The sequence below is a fragment of the Olivibacter sp. CPCC 100613 genome, from assembly GCF_036959255.1.
In the GTDB taxonomy this organism is placed as follows: Bacteria; Bacteroidota; Bacteroidia; order Sphingobacteriales; family Sphingobacteriaceae; genus Olivibacter.
On sequence record NZ_JAWMTI010000001.1, the window covers coordinates 353,057 to 376,667 of the forward strand.

Below are 23,611 nucleotides of genomic sequence, written 5' to 3' on the forward strand. Positions count from 1 at the left end.
GATTTTGATTGACGCTGTCTTACACAAAAGTTGGCAAAAAGGGAGTAATCCGTTATTTATAAATACACCGGATCCCCAATCATAAACTTTAATCCTTGTTATTATAAAACCCACCATAATATTTGAATGGCGACCATACGGGAAGTGTTTCAGGTAATTTCGGAGACAGGCTTTTATACTCATCTGCACCAAAAACCACCCTGCCATCTACAACTGTCAATGAGGAGGCGATTGTTTTTATTTCATCATCTGGTACGGTAAAATAATCTTTATTAAGCAAGATAAAATCTGCGAAATGACCCGGAATGATTTTTCCCATTTCACGCTCCTGATCTTCAAACCAAGTTGGCGCCACTGTAAATAATTTTAATGCTTCTTCTCTTGTTAACCGATTATTTTTTGCCAGTACTTCAGTGCCCGACACGGATTTTCCGGTAACCATCCAACTTATACCAATCCACGGATTAAAGGAAGCGACCCTAAATGCGTCCGTGGTCATCGTAAGCGGAACACCGCTGTCGTACAACTCACGCAATCGCGGGGTTTGTAATGCTTTCTCCACTCCGTAGGTTTTTATAAATGCGTCGCCGTGCATGGCCAGTTTCGTATCTAAGGCAATACCACCTCCCAGTTTTTTTACTCTGGCAGCATTCTCAAGAGATATCGTTTCGGCATGTTCAATACTCCAGCGTAAACCGTCTAATGGTGTCTTTTTGTTTATAGCTTCGAGTTCGTCGAGAAAGGGCGTAATATTTTCGTCGTAGCTAATGTGCATGCGAAAGGGAATTCCTTTTTCAACAAGCTTGGTAATATCTTCCTTAATGTAACGGCGCATTATTTCCGCATCGATAACCACTGCCGGTCTGTCGAAATTTTCGTGGTCATGTAGTTCCATTCTAAGCAATTCGCCGGCACCTTCATATTCATGACCATGCGCCATAGTCGGATGCAGGTTCTCTCCCGGACTGATCGGGGATTTCTTTGTTACTGCGTTAATTTCTGCATCTACCAAACTAGCGCTGTTCGTATCGCCATATTGAAGGTCAATGAATGGCATCCGTATGTTTAGACGATTTTCCTTCGCCAGTTGTTGTATTTGCGTATGACCGTGAGGATGGCCGATCAATGCGGCTCCATCAACGGCTGAGGTAACTCCGAAACGGTTCAGACTGTTTATTACGTTTGCAATTGAACTAAGCTGCTCCTCACTTGAAGGCTGTGGCACCATCGCTTCCAGTGAGATAAATGTAAATGTATACCCGTCTACAACCCCTGTATAATTTCCTTTCTCGTCTTTTTCGAATACAGTACCCGGCAATGCCGGAAAACGATCGGTACCTACGCCAAAAGCTTTCATAGCCATTTCATTTAAAAATGCTCGGTTGTAAGCATACTGTACAATCGCAGGTCTGTTCGGAACTGCCTCTCGGATTTCTTCGATGGTGGGCAATCGATTTTCTTTAAACTGGTACGGCGACCAACCACCGATCACTTTTACCCATTGGCCCTCAGGAGTTCGTTTTGCCTGCTCACTTAACATTTCCAATGCACGCTTGAGTGTTGGTACACCCTCCCATCTGACATTGTAATTGTAACTCCTATCATTTAATATATGGATGTGGGCATCATTGATACCCGGTATCAAACGCTTACCACTTGCATCGATGACCTTGGTGCTGTTGTCTTTCAATTTCAATATCTCCGCATTTGTGCCTACAGCATAGATTTTACCTCGTTTTACTGCGAGTGCAGAAGCTTCGGGTTTGGTTAGGCTGCCGGTAGTAATTTTTGCATTGAACACGATCATATCGGCACCGATCAGTTGTTCGGTGGTTTGTGCTCTACTATGTACAGTACTGATTATAGCGATTGCTAGAACGATTAGTCTTCTCATATTTTACTTTTAAAAATCAATTTTTTGTTGTCTTGTAATCACCCAAAAAGGCACTCGGAAATTGAATTCAAAGTTAATTATGCGCAAAATGCCGGAAGACGACATTTGCCGAAAAATTCAATCGACAAATGTCTACGTCATAATCATTTTTGCAAAATAATTACACATTGTGACTTCAAAAGACGGTCGAGATGGACCAGACTATCTATCGTGAATTTGTTCATATGTATCCAGCCGAACGGCTTTTACTGATCTTATACTGATTATTGCATCATCAAAACATAAAATTATGATGATGAATGCAAAAATAGTAAAGCGACAATCCCTAAAAGTCTGCACACTGGTGATCTTCGGATCAGTTGTGCTCAGCAGCTACATTGCAGAACCGCAAAAAGGGAATGTATTCCACGAAATGAGACCGCTTCAAAGCGATAGCGTATCCTTGGATGACGTATCGGGGTATTTCCGCTTTCCAAACCGAGCTGCGTACATTCGGTTTTTTGATCAGGACGGCCAATTCGTCGCCCAGCAGACATGGGATGGACGGATTTATCCGCTACAGCGCACTGGATCGCTCACCTTCCAGTCGCGTGATGAAGCCTACCGGATTGCATTTATCGCAGGCACTGATGGAAAAATTGATAAGGCTAAGATCCTTGACCGGCTAACGCTGGAAAAAGTTTCCTTCAATCCTACGCAATATGTTTCGCTTACCGCAGACCAACTTACACCGCTTTTGGGGCAATATCGACTCCAACGAGACAGCAATATGGAAATCAACGTAACAACGCAGGGCAATAAACTTGCGATAGAGCAACTATGGGATAACAAAACCATCGTGTTTGAAGCTTTCACCCCTACGGATTTCCTTAATGCGGAATTGTCCTTTCCGCTGACATTCATCGTCTCGAATGGTACCGTCAAAGAACTTATCTGTTTTGAATCAGATCGTTGGGAAAGGATAGAACAATGAATAATCGGATATTCAAATCAATTCTCCTGATCTGGCTGCTCATGCCATTCACCTACCTATCTGCCCAAAGTGTTGCTGATCCGGCTTTTCGGTTTGAAACGGAACGCCCCCGATATAAAAACGGGAAGGCCCCGCTTGTTCTCTATGATGAGGGGCACAACAACCCCTTCACGTTAAAGGGACAGTATGCTGCATTTGCCCAGGTATTGGAAGCTGATGGTTACCGATTGGAAGCCAGCAGCCAAACCATTACTGCAGAAACCTTAACGGGTGTCCGCGTGTTTGTGACCGCCAATGCATTGCACGACCTGGACAATTGGGGTGCCCAGGTAGCAAGTGCCTATGCCGACGAAGAAGTGGAAACTTTGTACGATTGGGTGCAGCGCGGTGGCTCGCTTTTCGTTATTACAGATCAGATGCCTGCAGCAGGTGCCGCAAGTAAACTTGCGGCGCGCTTTGGCTTTGACCTCACTAACGGTATTGCACAGCGCAAGGATGGCCAACCTGAGATCTTCTCCCGTAGCAGAGGCAATCTCACGGCCAATCCGGTAACTGATGCAGCGGGTTTTGCGATAGACAGCATCCGCTTTTGGGCAGGAACGGGATTTGTTCCGCCGCCAGAAGCTATCATCGTTTCTTCGTTGGACGAAGACTACGAGCTCTTGCTCCCAGCTGATGGATCCAAAATATCGGGTAAAGGTTTAGCAAACGGTGCGATCCTGCAATTTGGGCGTGGACGGGTATGTCTGATTGCTGATGCGGGTCCGTTTTACGCGCTCTTAAGGGGGATCAAAAGTGAAAAACGAGGTATGAATCATCCCGATGCAAGGCAGAACGCCCAGTTTCTTTTGAACATTCTTCATTGGCTGGATGCACGATAAAGAGGCGATATCCCTGAAATCTGGTATATGATCTTTGTGCTGATGAAACTATTTTTGTACTTCAAGCGCCATCATTCTTCAAAGTCCGGGGAGAATAGTAATGGAGATTATTAAAAACAACTATGGGAACTGAAATGTCCTTTTATAAATTTATCATCTTGCTTTCGCTAATGTCTATCAATTTTTCTACTGCTTATGCTCAATCTCTTCAGTTAGACACCACCCTTTCAGACGTCTATCAGTTCCATATCAGGAAAGAAGATGAGGAAGGCTTTTTAATAACTTATTACGATGCCGTAGACACCAAAGACAACTCCAAACCCTTCGAAATCATCATTACCCAAACGAGCAGTAAATTAATGAACATGAATGGCGTAGCTGACGGTATTGAGAAAAACCTTAAGAATTATAATCCGGACAGCAAGTTAATGCTCATCAAACAGGAAGAACAGGGAGGTAAAAATCGTCGGCTTTATCAGTTCTCGAGCATGAATGCCACAATACTGATGCTGATGCAAGAAAGCAACGATTGGTTCGCTATGATAGAAGCTGAATTTCCGGATGATGAACTTAAAAAGATGTCTATCCAAAAATGGCAGGACATCTTTTGGAAAGCCGAATAGTGAATTTTTAAAGTGAGGTTGCAGTAATTTGGGGACGTGGTAGAAAAATTGCTGTAAGCGCTATTACAATTTATTTTGCCGTTATTGCTTTAAATTGGGTAGGCCTCATATTGGTCAATTGGCGAAAATTATTGCTGAATGCGGCTATATTTGAATACCCAACTTCATAGGCAATCTCCGTCATATTCAGGTCGGAGTCTTTGATCAATTCCATCGCCCGAATAATCCGCAACATTTTTACATGCTGAATAAAGGTAGTATGGAGTTTTGTTTGAAATAGTCTTGTCAGACTTCTTACGCTCATTCCGGACAGCTTTGCCGTTTCTTCTAAGCTCAGGTTTTCATTTAACCGATTTCTAAGATTATCAACAATTACATGGAGTCGTTGATCGTCGGTAGTGGGAAGTTGGATCGAAAATTTTTTAAGATTCTCTTTGGGCAGCAGCTTCTTCAATGTTGTCATAAATTCAAACTCCCAGGAACCTTGGCAATAATCGCCTTGCCATGTTTCGCTGAAAGCAAGCATTTCTGATAGTAGCTTACTCACGGGATAGATGCCCAACTCATCGTAAAAACCACCTAATCTTTCGCCGGGAAAATAGATATTGATAATATACAGATCCTGTGTATTAAACATCAGGTTGTGGGGATAATTTTTCGGTATCCAGATATAATGATTGGACGGAATATAGAAGTCCCTTTCGTTTGTTTGCAAGTAAGCAATTCCTCCATACACCAATAATAACTGAGCTTTAGCATGTTGATGTGAAGGCAAACGCTGCTCGGTTTGCTGTCGCATCACCAAAATAGATTCAGGATTTTGGTCAACAGCATGTATAAGTTGGTCCAGAATCTCCATATGGCCAAATATAACAAATATTAGGCTAATTATATAAAATGATACTTTGCCATCATGAATAATTTTGCTCAGTAAATAAAGCAATTATCATGAAACAGAAAATCAAAAGCCTCGATCAAAATCTTGAGTTTGTGGCTCAAAATAAAACCGCTGATAATAACGAACTCCATTCGACAGAAGAAATGGACGCCCTGTATCGCTACTGGCTGGCTTATTCTTATCCTTTTGTGCCTATGATCGATTTAACCATCATCTATGATGAAATAAGAAAAATGGTAAAGCATTGGCTCGTAAAGAAAAGAGAACATAAAAACAAGATTCATGAAAACATATAGGTCGATCGCGATATTGGGAGCCATAATACTGCTGTTGGCATCATCGCTCCGTGCACAAGATGCAGGAACTGTCCAGACGATGAGTTTGGAAGAAATATGGAAGCTTTCTGAAGCAAATAACCGCCAACTTAAACTATCAGCCTTCAATCTTCAGCAAAGCAAATTAGAAGAACTTGAGGCCAAAGATCGCCTGCTACCGGAGCTTTCGATAGGTGGAGATGTAAAACTCAATTCCAAATTCCTTATTTATGAAGGTGGATTTTTTTCCTCCCCAAGGGATGTACCTGTAAAAGGCTATGGTTACGGAGTGGGTTATAACTTAAACGTTAACATCTTTAATGGTGGTAATGAAAGAAGAAATATCAAGATAAAGCAGGAGGAAGAGGCACGTCGGCAATACGAAGTTGACCTGCAAAAGCACAGTGTAAAATACCATGTTGCCGTGGCTTATTTCGATCTGTATAAACTGCTACACTTCCGGGATTTTATCAACGCTGAAATTGTAGCAGAGAAAAGGCAGCTATCACGGATAGAAAGCCTACACAAAAACGGCATTGTACTAAAGAGTGATGTGCTGAGGACCTCGGTAAAACTGTCGCAACTGGAATTAAATCTGTCGGATATTGAAAAGAAGATCGATATCGCAAAGCAGCGTCTGAACATTTTTATGGGGCGCGATCACGAAGAGGAATTGCAAATCTCCTATCAAAACAAGGCTGAAATGGATCGCATCACAGATTCCGGTTACGGGACTTATATTGACATTGCGCGCAATCAATCGCCTGATTATAGGATTGTGAATAGCGACATTAAACAGAGTGAGCTAAATATCAAACAACTAAAAGCGACGCTATTGCCAAAAGTTTCCTTGTATTCTTATTACAATTATACCTATCCGCAGATTTCTTTTTATCCCTATTCGAATGATTTATGGGGATTTGGTCAAACAGGGATCAAAGTGCAATTTTCTATTGATAATTTATATAAAAGCAAGCATTCCATTGCCCGTGCTCAGATCGTCAATAATCAGGCAAAAGAAAAAGCCAGGATTAAAAAAGATGAAATTTCCCTCCAGATAAAAGAAGCTTATTTGCAACAGCAACAGGCATTGGAAAGCGCAGAAACCGCAGCGAAAAACATCATCAAAACGACCGAAACGGTTCGGGTCATCCGGAACAGTTATCTCCATCAGGAATCACTGTTGACCGATCTTTTAGACGCAGAAAACACCTTGCTGGAAGCAAAATTTAATTTGACAACTGCGCAAACAGATGTAAAACTTAGCCATATCCGACTACAGGCAATTGTAGGGATTCTTTAATATGAATAATCATGAACAAAAATAAAACAGATAAACTGATTGTCAACCTAACCAAATGGTTTGGCATCGCCTTCTTTATGGCAATCATCATTTGGGGAGCCGTCTATTTCTTTAAGGGCTACCGCTGTGAACAGACGAATGATGCACAGGTGGATGCATATCTGTCACCTATTAATGCAAAAGTAGGTGGCTATATCAGCAAGATTTATTATAAAGACAATCAGCGGGTTCAAAAAGGAGATACGCTTGTGGTGATTGAGCTTGATGAATATGGCCTCAAAAGAGACGCCGCATCAGCAGAACTGTTAAGCTCGCATGCCAAATTACCTATTTTGACGGCGAATGAAGAGACGCAAATCAAAAGTATTGAGGTTATAAGGGCACAATTGGCAGGAGTAAAAGCGAGATTGGACCAGCAGCAAAGAGAGTTCGACCGTTATAAGAATCTACTGGCGGATGAATCTACCACACAACAAAAATTCGATAATGTCAGCGCGTCTTTGGAGATCACACAAGCTGATTATAAACAGACAAAAGCGTCTTTGCAGGTAGCCGAATCCAAGCTAAACGATCTCAGCGCACAACGTAAAGCGATAGCGGCAGAGATAAAACTAAAGGAAGCGCTGCTGGAAAGACAGGAATTGGATATTAGATATACAGTAATCACGGCCCCTTTTGATGGACAGATCGGTAAAAAGACCATTCAGGAAGGGCAGCTGATACAAGCTGGTCAAACCCTGGCATTTTTGGTCAACAGCGCAGAAGAAAAATGGGTGATCGCTAATTTCAAGGAAACGCAGGTGGGCAGCTTCAAGGTGGGACAAACCGTAACGGTAGAAGTAGATGCTTTTCCGAATGATACGTTCAGTGGTCTTATCGAATCACTATCGCCAACCACCGGTTCGCGTTATTCATTACTGCCACCCGACAATGCCACCGGCAATTTTGTTAAAATCATCCAACGTATCCCGGTACGCATCAAACTTACCGATACTGCTGAAAAATTAGCAAAACTCTCTGCCGGAATGAATGCCAATGTTTACGTTTTAAAAGATTAAGTATGCAAGCACATAAAATTCCGATTTTCAAACCTTGGGTTTCTGAATGGATGGCAAGATCCGTGATATTTGCCATTTTAATGACCTGCCTGTTCAGTTTCGCCTACTATAGCAGTCCCGTTTCGGCAATGGGTTTTTACGGTGTACAGGCTACAGATGTCCAATATGCCATGGTGCTTCTCTACGGTTCAACCGTGGCCTTTTTGGCGTTGGATTTTCGCATTGTGAAGTATTTTGCACCGAGGAAATACTTGTTGATAGCGCTTGCCATCAATGCCCTCTGTTCTGTCATCTGTTTTCATTCCAAAGACTGGACACTGTTTGTGATCTGTCAGTTTGTACAAGGTATTACCTGCGCATTGATGTCCGGAATCGTCCTACAGCTCACCTTTCCAAGATTGCAGTCGACACGTGCACGGGTAATTGCCTATAGTCTGCTCTACGGAAGTATACAGATCGCCGTTCCGTTTTATTCCATCTATTCCGGTATAGTGCTTCATTTTTATAATTTCAACTGGCTATTTTATGGTCTCATTATCATACTCATCGTACTCACGCTGCTTGTATTGTTGACCATGAACAGCAAAGCACGGTTTACCAAAAAGATACCACTTTATCAGGTCGATTGGGTCGGTTATCTATTTTATGTTTCGTTTATTTTAATACTTGGCTATATCCTTGTTTACGGTCGGCAATTGGGCTGGTTTGATAGCCGTTTAATTGTTCTGCTTAGTCTGGGTAATTTAGCCATTCTTACCCTGTTTATCGTCAGAGCATCAAAGCTTAAACGTCCATTGATCAACCTGCAAATTTTTAAGGTAAAGAATTTCGTCATCGGGTTACTGTTGCTTTTTACGTTTTATATTTTCAAAGGAAGTACCGGACTTGCTTATGGTTATCTTGAAGTTGTTTTAGGCAATGATCCGCTCACTACGATCCCTATTTGGCTAGCCGTCATTTCAGGAACTGTACTGAGTATGTTTATCGCCTCCCGGTTTATACTGATGGGGTTTAACCTGATAAGAATCATCATCGTAGGTTTTAGTTTTATGGCCTTGTATTATGCGTATATGCTTCTCTTTGTTTCTGTACAGAGTGAAACAATGTATTTCATCCTGCCGATGTTTATTTATGGTGTAGCCACAGGCGTTTTATTTGTCCCAATTGTTTCGTTTACCGCATCCACAGCACCGCCAAAGATTGCGATCAACGCATCACTTTTAGGAATATTGGCAAGATTCACCGGTTTTACAACGGGCTTGGCACTCAATAACGAACTTCAGTTGTTTGCCAAATCGGCCGTTAGGGAAAAAGTTCGGGAAACATTGACTGGAATGAATCCGCAATTGCCTGTTACTTTACTGGATATTCAAAACCAATATATAAATGCCGGTAATGATGTGTATACCGCAAGGGGCATTTCAGGGGGATATTTTAATCAATTTGTAGGGCAACAAATATTGGCACGTGCCACCCGGGATTATTATGATTTGATGCTTCTGGCAGTAGTATGTGTTATTGTGATACTCTTATTGTTTCCACAGATTCAACAGGTAATACTTCGATTAATGAAAGGAAATATACCGTATTAAATCGTCTTCAAACCGCTCAAAACATTGTGTATTCTATTGTATATGCCGGATCTGGTAGTACAATGGCGAAAAGACGCTCGTATCAAATTGATGTAAAGCCCTTTTGGGGCAATATCAACTCCAAGGAGACAGCAATATAGCCCGCCAACGTCATCATAAATAACGTAAATTTATAATATGAGCTTTAAAATTACCGGATGAACCAAATCCACTAATAATTGACCTAATTCATAAAACGCTTCTACTTTCTATGCTGCACCTTTGTACTGTCAATACCGACAATATAATTTAACATATATAGAAATGAAACGTACAGCAAAAGCACATTGGGAAGGAAGCGTAAAAGAAGGCAAAGGCAACTTAACGACCCAAAGCGAAATTTTAAATCAGACGAATTATAGTTTCAGAACTCGCTTCGTAGGAGATGAGAAGGGAACTAATCCCGAAGAATTATTAGCGGCAGCACATGCAGGCTGCTTTACGATGGCAGTCAGTTTTGCATTGACGGAAAAAGGAATAACACCAACTTCGTTGGACACGGAAGCGATTGTATCAATGGATGGTGCCGGAATCACCGGAATCCATCTTTCCATTACTGGAAACGTACCGGATACCAACGCGGAAGAATTTGAAACCATTACAAAAGGAGCGGAACAAAACTGCTTAATTTCAAAAGTTTTGAAAGTACCTATAACTTCAGAAGCAATCCTGGTTTCATAATAACCAGTTATAATCAATAGGTTTTGCATACTGGCGAGCAATGTCCCATTCAACATTTTTATCTATATTTGATTGGGTGTTGAATGGGCATTCCGTATTTAATTTCATCGGCTATCTAAATCACAATAATTAAATAATCGGCATTTAAAAAGAATTAGCTAAGAATGGTTACTGACTACAAAAAATTTGACTTATTCGGGAAGACCTTCATTCAGAAAGTGGATTTAAAACCGCCTTTTGAGTTCGCCTTCCCGGTGGCAGAACAAGCGTGTTTCTTATATATGCTGAAAGGTGAGATGGAATACCAATCGGCTGGTGATCATTTGAAGGTACCTACCCATCACTCCCTGTTACTTAACTGCATCAACTCCGGTAAACAGATACATGATACTGGTTCAGATAGCGAAGGCGAGGTTGTCATTGTTACCTTCCACCCGGATATACTGAAAAAAGTTTATGATAAAGAAATCCCACTCATCTTTAAGCCAACTAACCAGGTAACCAATCAGTCTAGAAAGACAATTAATAATGATTTTTTGATTCAAAAATATATTGAAGGATTGCTCTTTTATTTTGAGAATCCATCTTTGGTCAATGATGAAATTTTGGTTTTGAAGTTAAAAGAAATCATACTTTTATTATCCCAAACGCAAGATGCGGAAACCATACAAATCATCCTATCGCAACTTTTCTCGCCGGTAGCCTATACGTTCAAGCAAATTATAGAAGCCAACCTATTTGAACAAGTCGGTGTAGAAGACCTGGCGCAAAAAACCAATTTGAGCGTTTCTTCGTTTAAAAGGGAATTTAAAAAATTATACGACGATTCGCCTGCCAATTATATCCGAACGAAACGATTGGAAAGAGCCGCCGAATTGCTTTTGGTTTCTAATGAACGTATCACTGATATTGCGTTTGCTTGTGGATTCAACGACTTGGCAAATTTCACTAAAAGTTTTCACGATAAATATGATAGTACACCTACAAATTATCGGGTAACGCCAAATAACAAGCAATAGCGAGCAAGGTTTTTCCTCTCTATAAACGCTGACTATCCTTTTCGCCAGATTATCCGTTAGTATTCCCCTAAATCTTAGATTCGGAAATGAACTTCTGAGATTTGGCAAATTTGGTTCTGTAGTTTTGCCGCAATTTTGCAGTAATAAAAATATTAAAAATGGAACTAAATGGAAAAGTAGCCTTGATTACCGGAGCATCAAGCGGTATAGGAGAAGGCGTAGCAAAAACTTTAGCTGCAAAAGGTGTTAAAATTGGTTTAGCAGCACGTAGTATTGACAAATTGAAGAAAATTGAAGGTGAAATTCAGCAAGTGGGTGGCGAAGCTTTTTCAGTAGAAGTAGATGTGACTAACAAAGTAAGTGTAAACGCTGGGGTGAAACGACTAATAGAAAAGTATGGTACTATCGATATTCTGATAAATAATGCAGGTATTATGCCTGCCTCAGATATTGATGCGTTTAAAATCGACGAATGGGACGAGATGGTTAATATAAATATAACCGGAGTGTTGAATGTTACTGCAGCTGTGTTGCCCGAATTAATAAACAAACACAGCGGACACATTGTCAATTTATCGTCTATTGCCGGAAGGAAACTGTTCAAAGGTCTAGCCATTTATTGCGCTACTAAACACTTTGTCGCAGCTTTTTCGGATATTATGCGGATGGAAATTGGCAAGAAACACAATATTCGTGTAACGAGTATCCAGCCTGGTGCCGTTGCTACAAATCTATTTAACCAAATCACAGATGAAACGTATAAAGAAGGTATGGAAAGCTTACGCGATCAGATGACCTTTTTAACCTCCAATGACATAGCCAATAGTATGGTTTATGCTTTGGAGTCTCCCGACAATGTGGATGTATCAGAAATCTTTATACTACCAACAGATCAAGAATGGTAAAATGATTTTCTCGGGGCATAATCTGGCTTCTACAAATTATGCTCCCTTTCTAATTAATTTTTAAATTTACGGAATGCAGGCGAATATAAAGTTAAATACCATTTATGAATTTCATCAATTTGCTCGCTTGCCCAAACCGGAACATCCGTTGGTGAGTTTGATTGATTATAGTCTTGTAAAATATCCCCCGGAATATACCGATATCAGGTGGGTACAGAATTTTTATTCCATCGGACTGAAACGAAACGTAGCTAAAAAATTCAACTACGGACAACAACCTTATGATTTTGACGAAGGCGTACTTGCCATGGTTGGCCCACAACAAGTCATTCATATAGAAATCGATCCGAACGCAGAAGCAGAACCTTCAGGCTGGTTGTTATTGATTCATCCTGATTTTTTATGGCAAACTGCATTGGCGGCAAAAATACGTAGTTATGCGTTTTTCGGTTATGCAGTGAAAGAAGCATTGTTTTTATCAGAAAAAGAGGAGCAGATGATGGTAGCGGTTTTCAAAAGTATCCAACAGGAATATCAATCGAATATAGATAGGTTCAGCCATAATATTATTATCTCCCAAATCGAATTATTGCTCAACTATACCGAACGGTTTTACGAAAGACAGTTTCTCACCCGCCGAATTTCAAATAATAAAACCCTCAGCCGTTTAGAAGCATTATTAGATAGGTATTTCAATTCTGGGGACCTTTTGGAAAAAGGAATTCCAAGTGTGCAGGATGTGGCAAAAGAGTTAAACCTAACGCCTAATTATCTGAGCAGCTTGTTGAAAGTCCTGACGGGACAAAGTACTCAGGATCATATTCACGATAAGCTAATAGAAAAAGCCAAGGAAAAACTTTCAACAACGGATTTATCCGTAAGTGAAATCGCTTACGAATTAGGTTTTGAATACCCCTCTTCATTCAGTAAATTATTTAAGCAAAAAACGAATCAATCGCCTTTAGTATTTAGGCAATTGTTTCATTAAATAAGGCAATATTCTGACCTTCAAATAAAATAGCGAAGTTTTAGTCCGCTTCCTTCTGGCCCAAATAGACAGATTATTGGACTGATTCACAAAATGCTTTCCTTCCTTGAATTGCAATTTTGCATTGTCAATAGTGACGTAACGAATTATTTTATCAGACAATGAAAAATTTAAAATTAGCGATGACAGTAAGCATTTTTACTATTCTGTTTTCAGTCAATGCCTTTGCGCAAAGCGCTCCCAAAATTATCGCAGTCATAAACAAAGCCAATTGGTGCAGTGTATGTAAGGCAAACGAAGAAAGAGCAATGGCCGCCTTTAAGGAAAACAACAAGGATGGAGCCTATCGGTTTGTGGTTAACGACCTCTCTAATGCCGAAACTGCGAAAAAATCGGCGGTAGCAATTAATCAGCTCGGGCTTACGAAATTAATGGAACCTTATCAGGCAACAGGCATCGTGTGCTTATTTGACGCCAAAACCAAAAAACCAATCAATCAATTACTCATGTCTCTGTCTTCTGAAGATATTGGCAGGGCAATGGCTATGCTCAAAAAAGACAGATAATTCTGTTAATACTCCTCTTGGAAAGGCAGCCTGAAACGAGGCTGCCTTCCATGCTTTTATGGAGGAATTAGGTAGGTAATAAGTCTTATGGTGAAAAATGAAACAATTCCATACTGTTCATTCCTCTAAATAGTAACAATTAAATAATCAGAATATGTCAGTTATGAAAAGAACAATCTTTTTTTCAATATTGCTTGTATGTCTTGTTGTTACCAAAAATTATGCGCAGCTACAAGAAAATCCGGTGGGATGGAAAACAAGTATCCGGCAAGGAAAAGGCGATACCTTATTGGTAAACCTTAGAGCAACTATAAAAGAAGGATGGCATATCAACAGTCAGTTCAATGCCATTCAGAACGGACCGCTGCCGACAGTTTTTGATTTTGAGCAATCGGAACAATATACGGTAGTAGGTAAAGTAATTGAGCCGAAACCACGCAGCAGAGTCGAAGAAGCATATAGCAACCAAACACTGTATTACTTTGAGCATGAAGTTAATTTCATCCAGAAAATAATTCCCAAAACGAATGATAGTCTCGCTATTAAAGTTGCCATAACGTATATGTCTTGCAGCAGTACCATGTGCCTACCACCGGAAACGGAAGAAGTAGCCTTAGTATACAAACCTCAACATGTGCTTACCCTGGCAGATCAAACGGCTCTTTCTGTAAAAGAAACCAATATCGGATGGATTTTTTTAGGTGGGCTATTGGGTGGATTTTTGGCCTTGCTTACACCTTGTGTATTTTCTATGATCCCGCTTACGGTAAGCTACTTTACCAAAAACGGTGGTTTAAAAAAAGCTATTCTATATGCTGTATCTATCGTTGTTATTTATGTCGCATTGGGATTAACCATTACACTTACGCTAGGCCCCGATGCTCTGAATGCGTTGGCGAGCAATGGGATTGTGAATCTAATTTTCTTTTTGATATTCATGGCATTTGCCCTTTCATTCTTAGGTGCATTTGAAATAACCCTACCTAGTAGCTGGTTGAATAAATCAGACAAAATGGCTGATAGAGGTGGATTTATCGGAATATTCTTCATGGCGTTTACACTGGCGTTGGTTTCGTTTTCCTGCACCGGACCTATTATAGGAAGTTTATTGGTAGAAGCAGCAATTAATGGAAGCATAGCGGGGCCTGCAGCCGGAATGTTCGGTTTTGCACTTGCCTTGTCTATTCCGTTTATGCTCTTTGCTGCATTCCCGAGCATGCTGAAAAAGTTACCAAAATCAGGCAGTTGGTTGGGTAAAGTAAAAGTGATATTGGGATTCCTGGAATTGGCTTTAGCCATGAAATTTCTATCCACATTTGATTTGGTGTATCAATTGGGCTTCTTAAAAAGAGAGGTTTTTATAGCGGTCTGGATTGTGATTTTCACCTCGTTCGGTTTTTACATGCTTGGCAAATTATCTTTTGAAGATGGGGAGTCGAAATCAAAAACATCGATAAGTGGATTTATATCTTCTGTTGCGATCTTCAGTTTTGTGGTGTACCTCATTCCTGGACTGTGGGGAGCACCCGTGAAATTGGCAAGTGGCTTTTTACCTCCTTCATTTTATAAGGAATGGAATCAAAATACCCCGACGGCCAATACAAGTATCAGTGCAAATGCTGTCCCTACAAAAAAGCATACGCAACCCTGCCCGCAAAACCTGAATTGCTTTCACGATTATGAAGAAGGAGTAGCTTATGCGAAAGAAATGAACAAACCCATTTTACTTGATTTCACCGGGTGGAGCTGTGTTAATTGCCGCAAGATGGAAGACAATGTATGGAGCGACCCAATGGTTTGGGAAAAATTAAACAATGACTATGTGTTGATTTCACTTTATGTAGATGATACAACACCACTGCCGGAAGACGAGCAATATGCTTCCGAAACTACAGGGAAGAAGATAAAAACTATTGGTAATAAATGGAGTGATTTCCAAACGACTAAATTTCGCACCAATTCGCAGCCGTTTTATGTTGCTGTCGATACGAAGGGAGCAATACTTCATGAACCCGTAGCCTATGAACCCAATGCAAAAACGTACGCCGCATTTCTACAGGAGGGCATGGAAAAATTCAAATAAATGCAAGCAAAGCGTTCTGAACCAAATCACCAAATAATTGGACTGATTTACAAATTCATCCTGTTTCGGGCGGTGTAATTTTGCACTATCAATAATTGTTAAATTTTAAAACTAAACTCATGGGACTATCACATTTAGGTATTTTTCATACTGTTATAGGTGTTGCTGCTATTATTGCAGCCATTGTATCTTTAATAAGAAGGGGTAAAATAGATTTAAGCCAATTGAGTGGCAAGATCTATTTTTATGGTACCTTAGTTACTTCATTAACCGCTTTAGGACTGTCCAGTGTTAAGGGTTTGAATCCGGGGCATATTCTGGCCTTGCTAATTGTTATATTAATTTCGGTGGCTTACTATCTTTACGCAAAAAAAAAGGGAAACAATCGATCGCGTTTTATTGAAAACTTTTTCCTTACGTTCAGCTTTTTTCTGTCGCTGATTCCGACAGTTAATGAAACTTTTAACCGTATTCCGGTAGGTCATCCTTTAGCCAATGGACCGCAAGATCCACTAATCGGAAAAACCCTCCTCGTCCTTTTTGTACTGTTTGTGATCGGTTCTATTTTGCAATTCAGGAAGCAAAAGAGCATAAATAAAGTGGTGTAATTTAGATCCATTTGCAAGAAAGTCAATTAACGGGACGATCGTTCCGTTATTGCTTTGCTAAATGCCCATATGGGCATTTTCTGCTTATGGGATTGCTAATTTGTATGTCCTTTTCATTCTGATCAAAAGCACAATAAAGTTCAAATCCTGCATGTAGTGCTTATTTATTATTCCTCCATTTATGAAATCTTACTAAAAATTGCATCTTCTAAAGAGATAGTACAAAACACCATACATGACCTTATAATCCTTAAACTTATGATTAAAAAGAGACAATTATTGGATCTTACCATCTTATCGGTACGCATTTTACTGGCGCTTATTTTTATTTCATACGGAATCGGAAAATTGTCCGGCGGACAGTTCGGCAATTTGACTGAAGAAGAACTAGCTACACCCATCAAGGAGCTGAGCCTATTTAAAATTGCCTGGTATTTATTTGATCATCAACCATTCAAAATATTCATAGGCATCTCTCAAATTATAGCCTCCCTCATGTTATTGTATAACAGAACAATGATCTTGGGAGCGCTGCTACTTACCCCTATTGTGCTGAACATTTTGGTCATCGATCTGACAATTATGCCCTATGGTCTCAAAATTGCGTTTGCTTTCAGATTAACTGCTTATTTGTGTTATATAGGTTTTTTATTGTTTTATTACAAAAATCAATTGGCGCCAGCCTGGAACGCTGTCTTGAATATAAACCCCTTCCGTTATGCGAATCACACGAAGATTTCTTATTTTCTTGTTATTCTATTTATTCCGGCTTTGGAGCTTGCGCCCGCAGTATTGAAAATGATATATTTTGCCCTAAGCCACCCCCAATCTTTCTGGAATGGCCTTAAAGCCCTGTTTTGAAAAATTATGCGCCTTTAGCCATTGACCGTACAATAACTATTGCCCACAGTTTTCCATTTCAAGCCCCAGTGATGTAAATCCAAAATGATGGCTAAGAGTTCCCTGCCCTTTTCAGTTGTTGCATAACGAATCTGTGGTGGTGTGGTTTCCGGAATATCGCTGGCCGTAATGAGTGACTCTGCTCTTAATTCTTTTAGCCTCTTGCCCAAGATCTGATCGGAAAGTGTGGGAAAGGTTTTTTTTAAGGTGGTGAACTGAGCCACGCCCTCGTTGATACAGTATAATAATTGCATTTTCCATCGCAATGAAATACCAGCCAGGACGTCATTTACGTCGCAGGCCGCTGCTAATGTCTGCCGATTTTCACTATTGGTTGATAGCTCTTTTCTGGGTGTTGCCATATGTAGTCGTCTTATCCTTTACTCACTTTGGGATGAGTTATTGTGTCGCGTAATGCGTCACCATACTTTTGTAGTCGTCATTTAATCATACAAATTTATTAAAAATGAAAAAGTTTAAAAGCGTAGTATTGCTCCTATTATTGGTAGGTGTCCATGCCTTTGCAACGGCAAAAGCTCTCAAAAATGATCCTGTTTTTGTACTTGTCCATGGTGCTTGGCATGGGGGATGGTGTTGGTCAGATGTAAAGCGAGACCTCACCCAGAAGGGCTATGAGGTTTTCACACCTACATTGACCGGACTTGGTGAACGTAAACATTTGGATAACGGAAAGGTAAATCTGGATACACATATTGACGATATTGTCCACTTGATAGAGATGGAAGATTTGCACGATGTTTACCTGGTCGGACATAGTTATGCCGGCGCTGTTATTGCGGGGGTTGCCGACCGTATTCCGGAACGATTGTCGAAATTGATTTTTCTTGATGCCATGATTGTCGAGAATGGACAAAGTCCTATTTCGCTACAGCCGGATAGTGTGCAACGATTACAGTTAAAAAATATCAAGCGGAAGGAAAATTTTGAGCCTTTTGATGTGGCCTTATTTGGCGTTACCGATACGACTATAGCTGCTTCGGTGAAGAAAAGATTGACACCTCAACCTTTTAATACATTTGTTCAACCATTGAAACTGAAGCATCAGTATGGAAATGGCTTACCGCTCGTGTATATCGCTTGTACGAATCCGCAGTTACCGATTATGAAAGAAATGAGTGATAAGGTACAGGCGGACAAAAACCTGGATTGGCAACACATCGCATTTCACACCGGTCATGATGCGATGATTACGGCCCCAAACGAATTGACGGATATTTTTGTAGGGTTGATCGATTAGTTAGCCCTGAACTAGAGTTTACCTCCTTTTCGACCGGAAGAAAAGCTATTTTTTAGTAATTAGCTTATAGCAGTCTTCAAAAATGACCAAGGGAAGGGTTGTGGAAGACTTAGCGATGCAAACTCGTGCCAAGTTCGTATATTCGGGTGCATCGCAAATTAGTTGGGGACATTATCGCATTTGAACGAAATGAAAACGCACGAAAAGTATATGCATCGCTGCATCGAACTTGGTAAAGCCGCCAAAGGACATGGCGAAAGTCCGGTAGGCGCAATATTGGTGAAGGATAATAAGATACTTGCCGAAGGCATAGAGGCCGTAAAGAATCATAATGACATTACCTATCATGCCGAAATAGAAGCAATACGACGTATTATACACAATTATGGAGTTACCGATCTCTCGGATTATACCCTTTACACTACGCATGAACCTTGTATTATGTGCGCCTATGTTATCCGGCATCATAAGATCGGTAGGATTGTCTGGGGAATATCCATTGATGAAACGGGTGGACACAGTTCTGCTTACGATATTCTACAGGACAAGACAATAAAAAAATGGGGAAGCATTCCCAAATTGATACCTCGGGTATGTGAATCAGAATGCAGGGAGCTTCATGAATAAGAACGAGCTGTTTATCGTGTATAGATAGTTTCTTGTGCTTGATTTAAGAGAGTAAGGCCTATATGCAAACAAAGTCGTCAAGATATCAATATATTTGATGCACAGAAAGCCTCCATTTTTATTAAAAAGAACAGGAATGAAACAAGGCCGAATCATTATAATTACCGGTTCGCCAGGGACCGGTAAAAGTACAACAGCATCAATCGTTGCCAAAGAATCTACCTTATCAAAGTCGGTACATATGCACACCGATGATTTCTATCACTATATCCGCAAGGGGGCAATTGCACCATTTTTACCGGAATCGCAGGAGCAGAACTTCATTGTTATTGAAGCCTTTTTAGAGGCTGCAAAACGTTTTGCACGGGGTGGCTTCGATGTAATCGTTGATGGAATTGTTGGCCCCTGGTTCTTAGCACCCTGGTTAAAAGCCGTACAAGATAATTATGAAGTCCATTACATAGTCTTAAGGGCAACAAAAGAGGAAACCTTGAAACGGGCAACCAGCCGTCCCAAGCTGGACGAAGAAGCCAATACGGAGTTGGTAGAAAAAATGTGGGAGCAGTTTAACAACTTGGGTCCCTACGAATCAAATATCATTGATATAACAAATCAATCAATTGAACAAAGTGTTTTCAGCATAAAAGCGACGATTGAAGAAAAATCTTCTTTACTTACTGCTTGATGCGATGAAAAAGTTAAATAAAGGCATGCATCCGTAGCTTCTATTTTCAACTGTCATAGTTTCGCATGATGTATGTGAAGTAATGGATCATCTTCTGATAGTTTTCGATGCTAATGTATTCATTGGTACTATGAATGCTTTGTTGCTCGGCACTATTAATTTTAAAAGGTATAAATCGATAGACATTTTCACTGACTATCTGGTACTTATACGCATCTGTTCCGCCAACGGTAAGGTAAGGTGTGGTTAGAACATTAGGGAAGATTTGCCGGATACCGGCCACGATCATTTGGTAGGCTTTTGTACTGGTTGGGGAGACATTAGAGGCTGCCCTTGTATTATCAATTTCCTCGACTTCTACATCGAAACCCTTTGTCGCTTTTGCAATGTGCTCCTTCACCTCCTGAATAGAATTGCCGGGCAACAGCCTGAAATTGACAACAAAGGAGACTTCCGGTGAAAGAACGTTTGTGCCATCGCTTCCTTTCATCATCGTTAAGGCTGTGGTGGTGCGAACCAATGCGTTGGTGGAATTGTTTTTTGTTAATTGCGACAGGAAGACGGGCTTCAATAACCATTTATTGGCAATAGCCATCCGTGTACTGAAGGACATCGCTCCGCCAACGTTATCAAAAAATTCTTGTATAAGTGGTGTAATCGCTGGTTTCATCTGGTCGTCTTCTAGTCGCTGCATAATGATGGCAGCCTTACCAATAGCACTTTCTAGTGGCGGCATGGATGAATGCCCGCCTAAGCCTTTAACTTTTATCCTGGCTGATAGAAATCCTTTTTCAGCGCAGCCGATCAGGGCCACATCGGCATCTATGCCGCCGATGCTCCCCTTTTCTAATATGACGCCCCCTTCATCATAAACAGCATCGAACTCCAATCCTTTTTGTTTAAAATCCGCCACAATTTTTTCAGCACCTTTTCTTCCGCCAACTTCTTCATCAAAACCAAAAGCCAAATAAATATCGCGCTGTGGGGTATAGCCTTCTTTAATCAAACCGGTCATAGACTCCATCAACGAAAAAAGCATCCCTTTCATGTCCAAGGCTCCTCTCCCGTATATCCTTCCGTTGGCAACAGCTCCGGAAAAAGGGGGATAGTCCCATTTTTCGGCCACTTTTTGTACAGCCGGTAAAGCTTTATCCAGCGGATTAAAAACGGCTCCTTCTTTATGGATAATAGGCGCATCTCCCGGAGGAACAACATCCATGTGCGATAAAAATAAAATGGGTTTCAAGGCAGGGTTACTTCCCTTCAACTTGAAAACCAGTCCATAGCCATTTACTTCATAATAAGCTGTTCGCTGATACACCAAGGAATAGGTTTGCATTAAGTATTTTTTGAACACATCGAAACTCGTATAATCAAAGTCGCCGAGTTCACCGGTAGAAATTGTCGGAATCTTTATTCCACCGGAAAAGCGATAGATAACAGAATCATCCTTTTGAATAGTGAAAGCCTGAGATTTGCTGATCGGTACTTCCTTAAAAGGGTAGGTAATGGTGCGAATTAGCATGAAGCCTATTAAAATGAGCAGCACAGTTAATAAGCCGAAAAATACCTTTTTCATAATGGATTATAATTTTCTCAATTCTTTAACGCTCATTCATAATAGCGCTCGCAACATGCGTCCTTATCAAATATAATTAAATTCGTGACGGATAAAAAAGAATGCAATAGCCCGGAATGATTTTTTCATTCTTTGCTATGCACTGAAATCACCGATGCACACAATTCATCCCTTAAAAAATGAAGTTCATCAGAAAAGTAACGGATTTGACCATAAATCTTGGATGGAAGTTTTACTTTTGAAAATGAGCAAGGCAAAAGGAATCAATATAAAGAAAATGTTCATTTTTTTCTGTTCCTCATTGATTTATGCGTTGTGTCAAATGCTTTTCAGCATTATTTTAATGAAGGAAGATTTATGGAACAATTTTCATATACAATTATCCGCTCATTATGTCGTAATCTTTACCATGTGTATTGCTGATTACGGACTATTGGTATTCTTGAATAAATACCTCCCCTATTCTAAAAACATATTGCTTCGGATACTGGCTGACCTGACGGGATTAACCGTCATATGTTTGGTTTTATTATGGTTATTCAATTACCTGATTTACGATGTGTTTCTCATTCCTGAAGAGGGCCTCCCCTCTTTCTCGGTAAAGTTTGCCTTTGCGATGGCAGCCAATATTCCCATTCTGCTGGTATTCGAACTTATTTATTATTTCCAGTCCGAACAAAAGGCGATCGCTGATTCTGAAATAGCAAAACGTAAAGCGTTGCTATTTCAGCACGAAACATTACGCGCACAGATTAATCCACATTTTCTGTTTAATTCACTGAATGTGCTCTCCTCCCTAATATACATCAATCCCGAAAATGCCAACAAGTTCACAAAAGCGCTTTCAAAGACCTACCGATATGTGCTTTCCCTTAACCGACATCCCTTAATTTCTGTTGCGGAAGAGTTGGATACATTGGATTCGTATATTTTCCTGATGAAGATGAGGTTTGAAAATGCCTTTACGTTTACCGTAGATAAAAAATATGCCGGTGAAAAAAACAACATCATTCCGCTTACACTGCAATTATTAATAGAAAATGTATTTAAGCATAATGTGGCGACAGAGGAAATGCCTTTAACTATAAAAATTACGATCAGTAGCGAATACATTATGGTAGAAAACAATATTCAGCCATCCAACGATATCGATAAGGGCGGAATCGGACTTAAATACCTTACGAAGCAATATAAATTGTACAACAAGGAAGTGATTGTTACGCATACAGAGCACCTATTTATTGTAAAAATCCCTTACATACAAGTATGAAGTACCTGATTGTAGAAGATGAACGGTTTGCATACGAAGAACTGAAACGTATGATGACGAAACTGCGTCCCGATTACGTATTAGAGAAACAAACGAAAACCGTCATCGACACCATTGGATTCCTGAAAGCAGCTACCGTTGATTTGATTCTGATGGATATCCGTCTTGCTGACGGTAGCTGTTTTGAGATATTCAATCATATAAAGGTTTCCACACCGGTTATATTTACCACCGCCTATGACAAGCATGCGATTAAAGCGTTTAAGTTGAACAGCATTGATTACCTGCTGAAACCTTTTGATGAACACGAGTTAGCCACGGCACTAGTTAAATTCGAAAATATCTATCATAGCCAAGCGCATGCAACCGACCCGAAAGATTTTGAGCAACTATTATCTTTCAAAACAAAAAATCGCTTCCTGATCTCAAAAGGAGAAAACTATCATTACATAGAAACTGCAGATATAGCTCATTTTTATAGTGAAGAAGGCGTGGTGTTTCTTCACACGCTACACAATAAACGATATATCATTAACTATACCCTCGAACAACTGGAACAACAGCTTGATAAGCGTTTATTCTTTCGCGTTTCGCGTAATTGCATCGGGAATGTAAAAGCCATTGAGAATGTGGCTAAATATTTCAATAGCAGACTGAAACTTTCCTTTGCACCGGAATGCCCCCATGAGGTACTGGTAAGTCGCATACGCGTCCCTGATTTTCTGAAATGGATGGACGGTGTGATGGAATAACGCTAAGTTTCTAAAAACTTCATTGCGATGAGGGTGTATTTCATACTGTAAATTCTAAGCCTCATCGTTTAACGCTTCTTGTCTCCATGTATTCTCCATTTTTTTGTGCTAAAGT

Annotated in this window: 24 protein-coding genes; 20 read left to right on the forward strand and 4 right to left on the reverse strand. The window is 40.3% G+C overall.

Annotated features, from left to right (window positions below; translation table 11 throughout):
- Positions 1–88 precede the first annotated feature (88 nt).
- A complete protein-coding gene (locus RYH73_RS01390; RefSeq protein WP_335311459.1) occupies positions 89–1,894 on the reverse strand; it encodes an amidohydrolase in 1,806 nt (601 codons plus the stop codon).
- A 289-nt stretch (positions 1,895–2,183) separates the two neighbouring features.
- On the opposite strand from RYH73_RS01390, the gene RYH73_RS01395 reads away from it, so the two are divergent.
- From RYH73_RS01395 to RYH73_RS01405, 3 genes are all read left to right on the forward strand, one after another.
- Positions 2,184–2,867 carry a hypothetical protein gene (locus RYH73_RS01395; RefSeq protein WP_335311460.1) on the forward strand — a complete coding sequence of 228 codons (684 nt, stop codon included), beginning with the start codon at positions 2,184–2,186 and terminating at the stop codon, positions 2,865–2,867.
- Entirely contained in the window at positions 2,864–3,748 is an 885-nt protein-coding gene (locus tag RYH73_RS01400) for a DUF4350 domain-containing protein (protein WP_335311461.1), read from the forward strand. Before RYH73_RS01395 ends, RYH73_RS01400 begins: the two co-directional genes overlap by 4 nt.
- A 122-nt stretch (positions 3,749–3,870) precedes the next feature.
- Positions 3,871–4,371 carry a hypothetical protein gene (locus tag RYH73_RS01405; RefSeq protein WP_335311462.1) on the forward strand — a complete coding sequence of 167 codons (501 nt, stop codon included), beginning with the start codon at positions 3,871–3,873 and terminating at the stop codon, positions 4,369–4,371.
- A 70-nt stretch (positions 4,372–4,441) separates the two neighbouring features.
- Here the strand turns inward: RYH73_RS01405 and RYH73_RS01410 are convergent, their stop codons facing one another.
- Positions 4,442–5,230 (reverse strand): AraC family transcriptional regulator, encoded by a 789-nt coding sequence (locus tag RYH73_RS01410; protein WP_335311463.1) that lies wholly within the window; start codon positions 5,228–5,230, stop codon positions 4,442–4,444.
- 89 nt (positions 5,231–5,319) lie between these two features.
- On the opposite strand from RYH73_RS01410, the gene RYH73_RS01415 reads away from it, so the two are divergent.
- The 12 genes from RYH73_RS01415 (at position 5,320) to RYH73_RS01470 (ending at position 17,286) form a co-directional block, all read left to right on the forward strand.
- A complete protein-coding gene (locus RYH73_RS01415) occupies positions 5,320–5,565 on the forward strand; it encodes a hypothetical protein (RefSeq protein WP_335311464.1) in 246 nt (81 codons plus the stop codon).
- The gene (locus RYH73_RS01420) at positions 5,552–6,886 is read left to right on the forward strand and encodes a TolC family protein (protein WP_335311465.1); all 1,335 of its coding nucleotides are present in this window, start codon (positions 5,552–5,554) and stop codon (positions 6,884–6,886) included. The genes RYH73_RS01415 and RYH73_RS01420 overlap by 14 nt, the downstream gene beginning before the upstream one ends.
- A gap of 11 nt (positions 6,887–6,897) precedes the next feature.
- Positions 6,898–7,944 (forward strand): HlyD family secretion protein, encoded by a 1,047-nt coding sequence (locus tag RYH73_RS01425; protein ID WP_335311466.1) that lies wholly within the window; start codon positions 6,898–6,900, stop codon positions 7,942–7,944.
- 2 nt (positions 7,945–7,946) lie between these two features.
- Complete coding sequence (locus RYH73_RS01430; protein ID WP_335311467.1) at positions 7,947–9,536, forward strand: MFS transporter; 1,590 nt, start codon at positions 7,947–7,949, stop codon at positions 9,534–9,536.
- Positions 9,537–9,839: 303 nt separating this feature from the next.
- A complete protein-coding gene (locus RYH73_RS01435) occupies positions 9,840–10,256 on the forward strand; it encodes an OsmC family peroxiredoxin (protein ID WP_335311468.1) in 417 nt (138 codons plus the stop codon).
- A gap of 164 nt (positions 10,257–10,420) precedes the next feature.
- Positions 10,421–11,275 carry a helix-turn-helix domain-containing protein gene (locus tag RYH73_RS01440; RefSeq protein WP_335311469.1) on the forward strand — a complete coding sequence of 285 codons (855 nt, stop codon included), beginning with the start codon at positions 10,421–10,423 and terminating at the stop codon, positions 11,273–11,275.
- A gap of 158 nt (positions 11,276–11,433) precedes the next feature.
- Positions 11,434–12,180 carry an SDR family oxidoreductase gene (locus RYH73_RS01445; protein WP_335311470.1) on the forward strand — a complete coding sequence of 249 codons (747 nt, stop codon included), beginning with the start codon at positions 11,434–11,436 and terminating at the stop codon, positions 12,178–12,180.
- Between the two features lie 73 nt (positions 12,181–12,253).
- A complete protein-coding gene (locus tag RYH73_RS01450) occupies positions 12,254–13,168 on the forward strand; it encodes a helix-turn-helix domain-containing protein (RefSeq protein WP_335311471.1) in 915 nt (304 codons plus the stop codon).
- 161 nt (positions 13,169–13,329) lie between these two features.
- Complete coding sequence (locus RYH73_RS01455) at positions 13,330–13,734, forward strand: hypothetical protein (protein WP_335311472.1); 405 nt, start codon at positions 13,330–13,332, stop codon at positions 13,732–13,734.
- A gap of 163 nt (positions 13,735–13,897) precedes the next feature.
- Positions 13,898–15,817: a protein-disulfide reductase DsbD family protein gene (locus RYH73_RS01460; protein ID WP_335311473.1), complete on the forward strand. Its 1,920-nt coding sequence runs from the start codon at positions 13,898–13,900 to the stop codon at positions 15,815–15,817.
- Between the two features lie 119 nt (positions 15,818–15,936).
- Positions 15,937–16,425 (forward strand): hypothetical protein, encoded by a 489-nt coding sequence (locus RYH73_RS01465; RefSeq protein ID WP_335311474.1) that lies wholly within the window; start codon positions 15,937–15,939, stop codon positions 16,423–16,425.
- 258 nt (positions 16,426–16,683) lie between these two features.
- Positions 16,684–17,286: a DoxX family membrane protein gene (locus RYH73_RS01470; protein WP_335311475.1), complete on the forward strand. Its 603-nt coding sequence runs from the start codon at positions 16,684–16,686 to the stop codon at positions 17,284–17,286.
- Between the two features lie 14 nt (positions 17,287–17,300).
- Here RYH73_RS01470 and RYH73_RS01475 read toward each other — a convergent pair whose 3' ends face one another.
- Entirely contained in the window at positions 17,301–17,687 is a 387-nt protein-coding gene (locus RYH73_RS01475; RefSeq protein WP_335311476.1) for a winged helix-turn-helix transcriptional regulator, read from the reverse strand.
- Positions 17,688–17,791: 104 nt separating this feature from the next.
- Between RYH73_RS01475 and RYH73_RS01480 the strand changes: the two genes are divergently transcribed.
- The 3 genes from RYH73_RS01480 (at position 17,792) to RYH73_RS01490 (ending at position 19,895) form a co-directional block, all read left to right on the forward strand.
- On the forward strand, positions 17,792–18,583 hold the full coding sequence (locus tag RYH73_RS01480; protein ID WP_335311477.1) for an alpha/beta hydrolase: 792 nt from the start codon (positions 17,792–17,794) through the stop codon (positions 18,581–18,583).
- 189 nt (positions 18,584–18,772) lie between these two features.
- The gene (locus tag RYH73_RS01485; RefSeq protein ID WP_335311478.1) at positions 18,773–19,210 is read left to right on the forward strand and encodes a nucleoside deaminase; all 438 of its coding nucleotides are present in this window, start codon (positions 18,773–18,775) and stop codon (positions 19,208–19,210) included.
- A gap of 136 nt (positions 19,211–19,346) precedes the next feature.
- On the forward strand, positions 19,347–19,895 hold the full coding sequence (locus tag RYH73_RS01490) for an AAA family ATPase (RefSeq protein WP_335311479.1): 549 nt from the start codon (positions 19,347–19,349) through the stop codon (positions 19,893–19,895).
- A 46-nt stretch (positions 19,896–19,941) separates the two neighbouring features.
- Here the strand turns inward: RYH73_RS01490 and RYH73_RS01495 are convergent, their stop codons facing one another.
- The gene (locus RYH73_RS01495; protein WP_335311480.1) at positions 19,942–21,474 is read right to left on the reverse strand and encodes a M20/M25/M40 family metallo-hydrolase; all 1,533 of its coding nucleotides are present in this window, start codon (positions 21,472–21,474) and stop codon (positions 19,942–19,944) included.
- A gap of 154 nt (positions 21,475–21,628) precedes the next feature.
- Here RYH73_RS01495 and RYH73_RS01500 point away from each other — a divergent pair, with 154 nt between their 5' ends.
- Together RYH73_RS01500 and RYH73_RS01505 are read left to right on the forward strand one after the other, a co-directional pair.
- On the forward strand, positions 21,629–22,744 hold the full coding sequence (locus tag RYH73_RS01500) for a sensor histidine kinase (protein WP_335311481.1): 1,116 nt from the start codon (positions 21,629–21,631) through the stop codon (positions 22,742–22,744).
- On the forward strand, positions 22,741–23,496 hold the full coding sequence (locus RYH73_RS01505) for a LytR/AlgR family response regulator transcription factor (protein ID WP_335311482.1): 756 nt from the start codon (positions 22,741–22,743) through the stop codon (positions 23,494–23,496). The genes RYH73_RS01500 and RYH73_RS01505 overlap by 4 nt, the downstream gene beginning before the upstream one ends.
- The last annotated feature ends 115 nt before the right edge of the window (positions 23,497–23,611 follow it).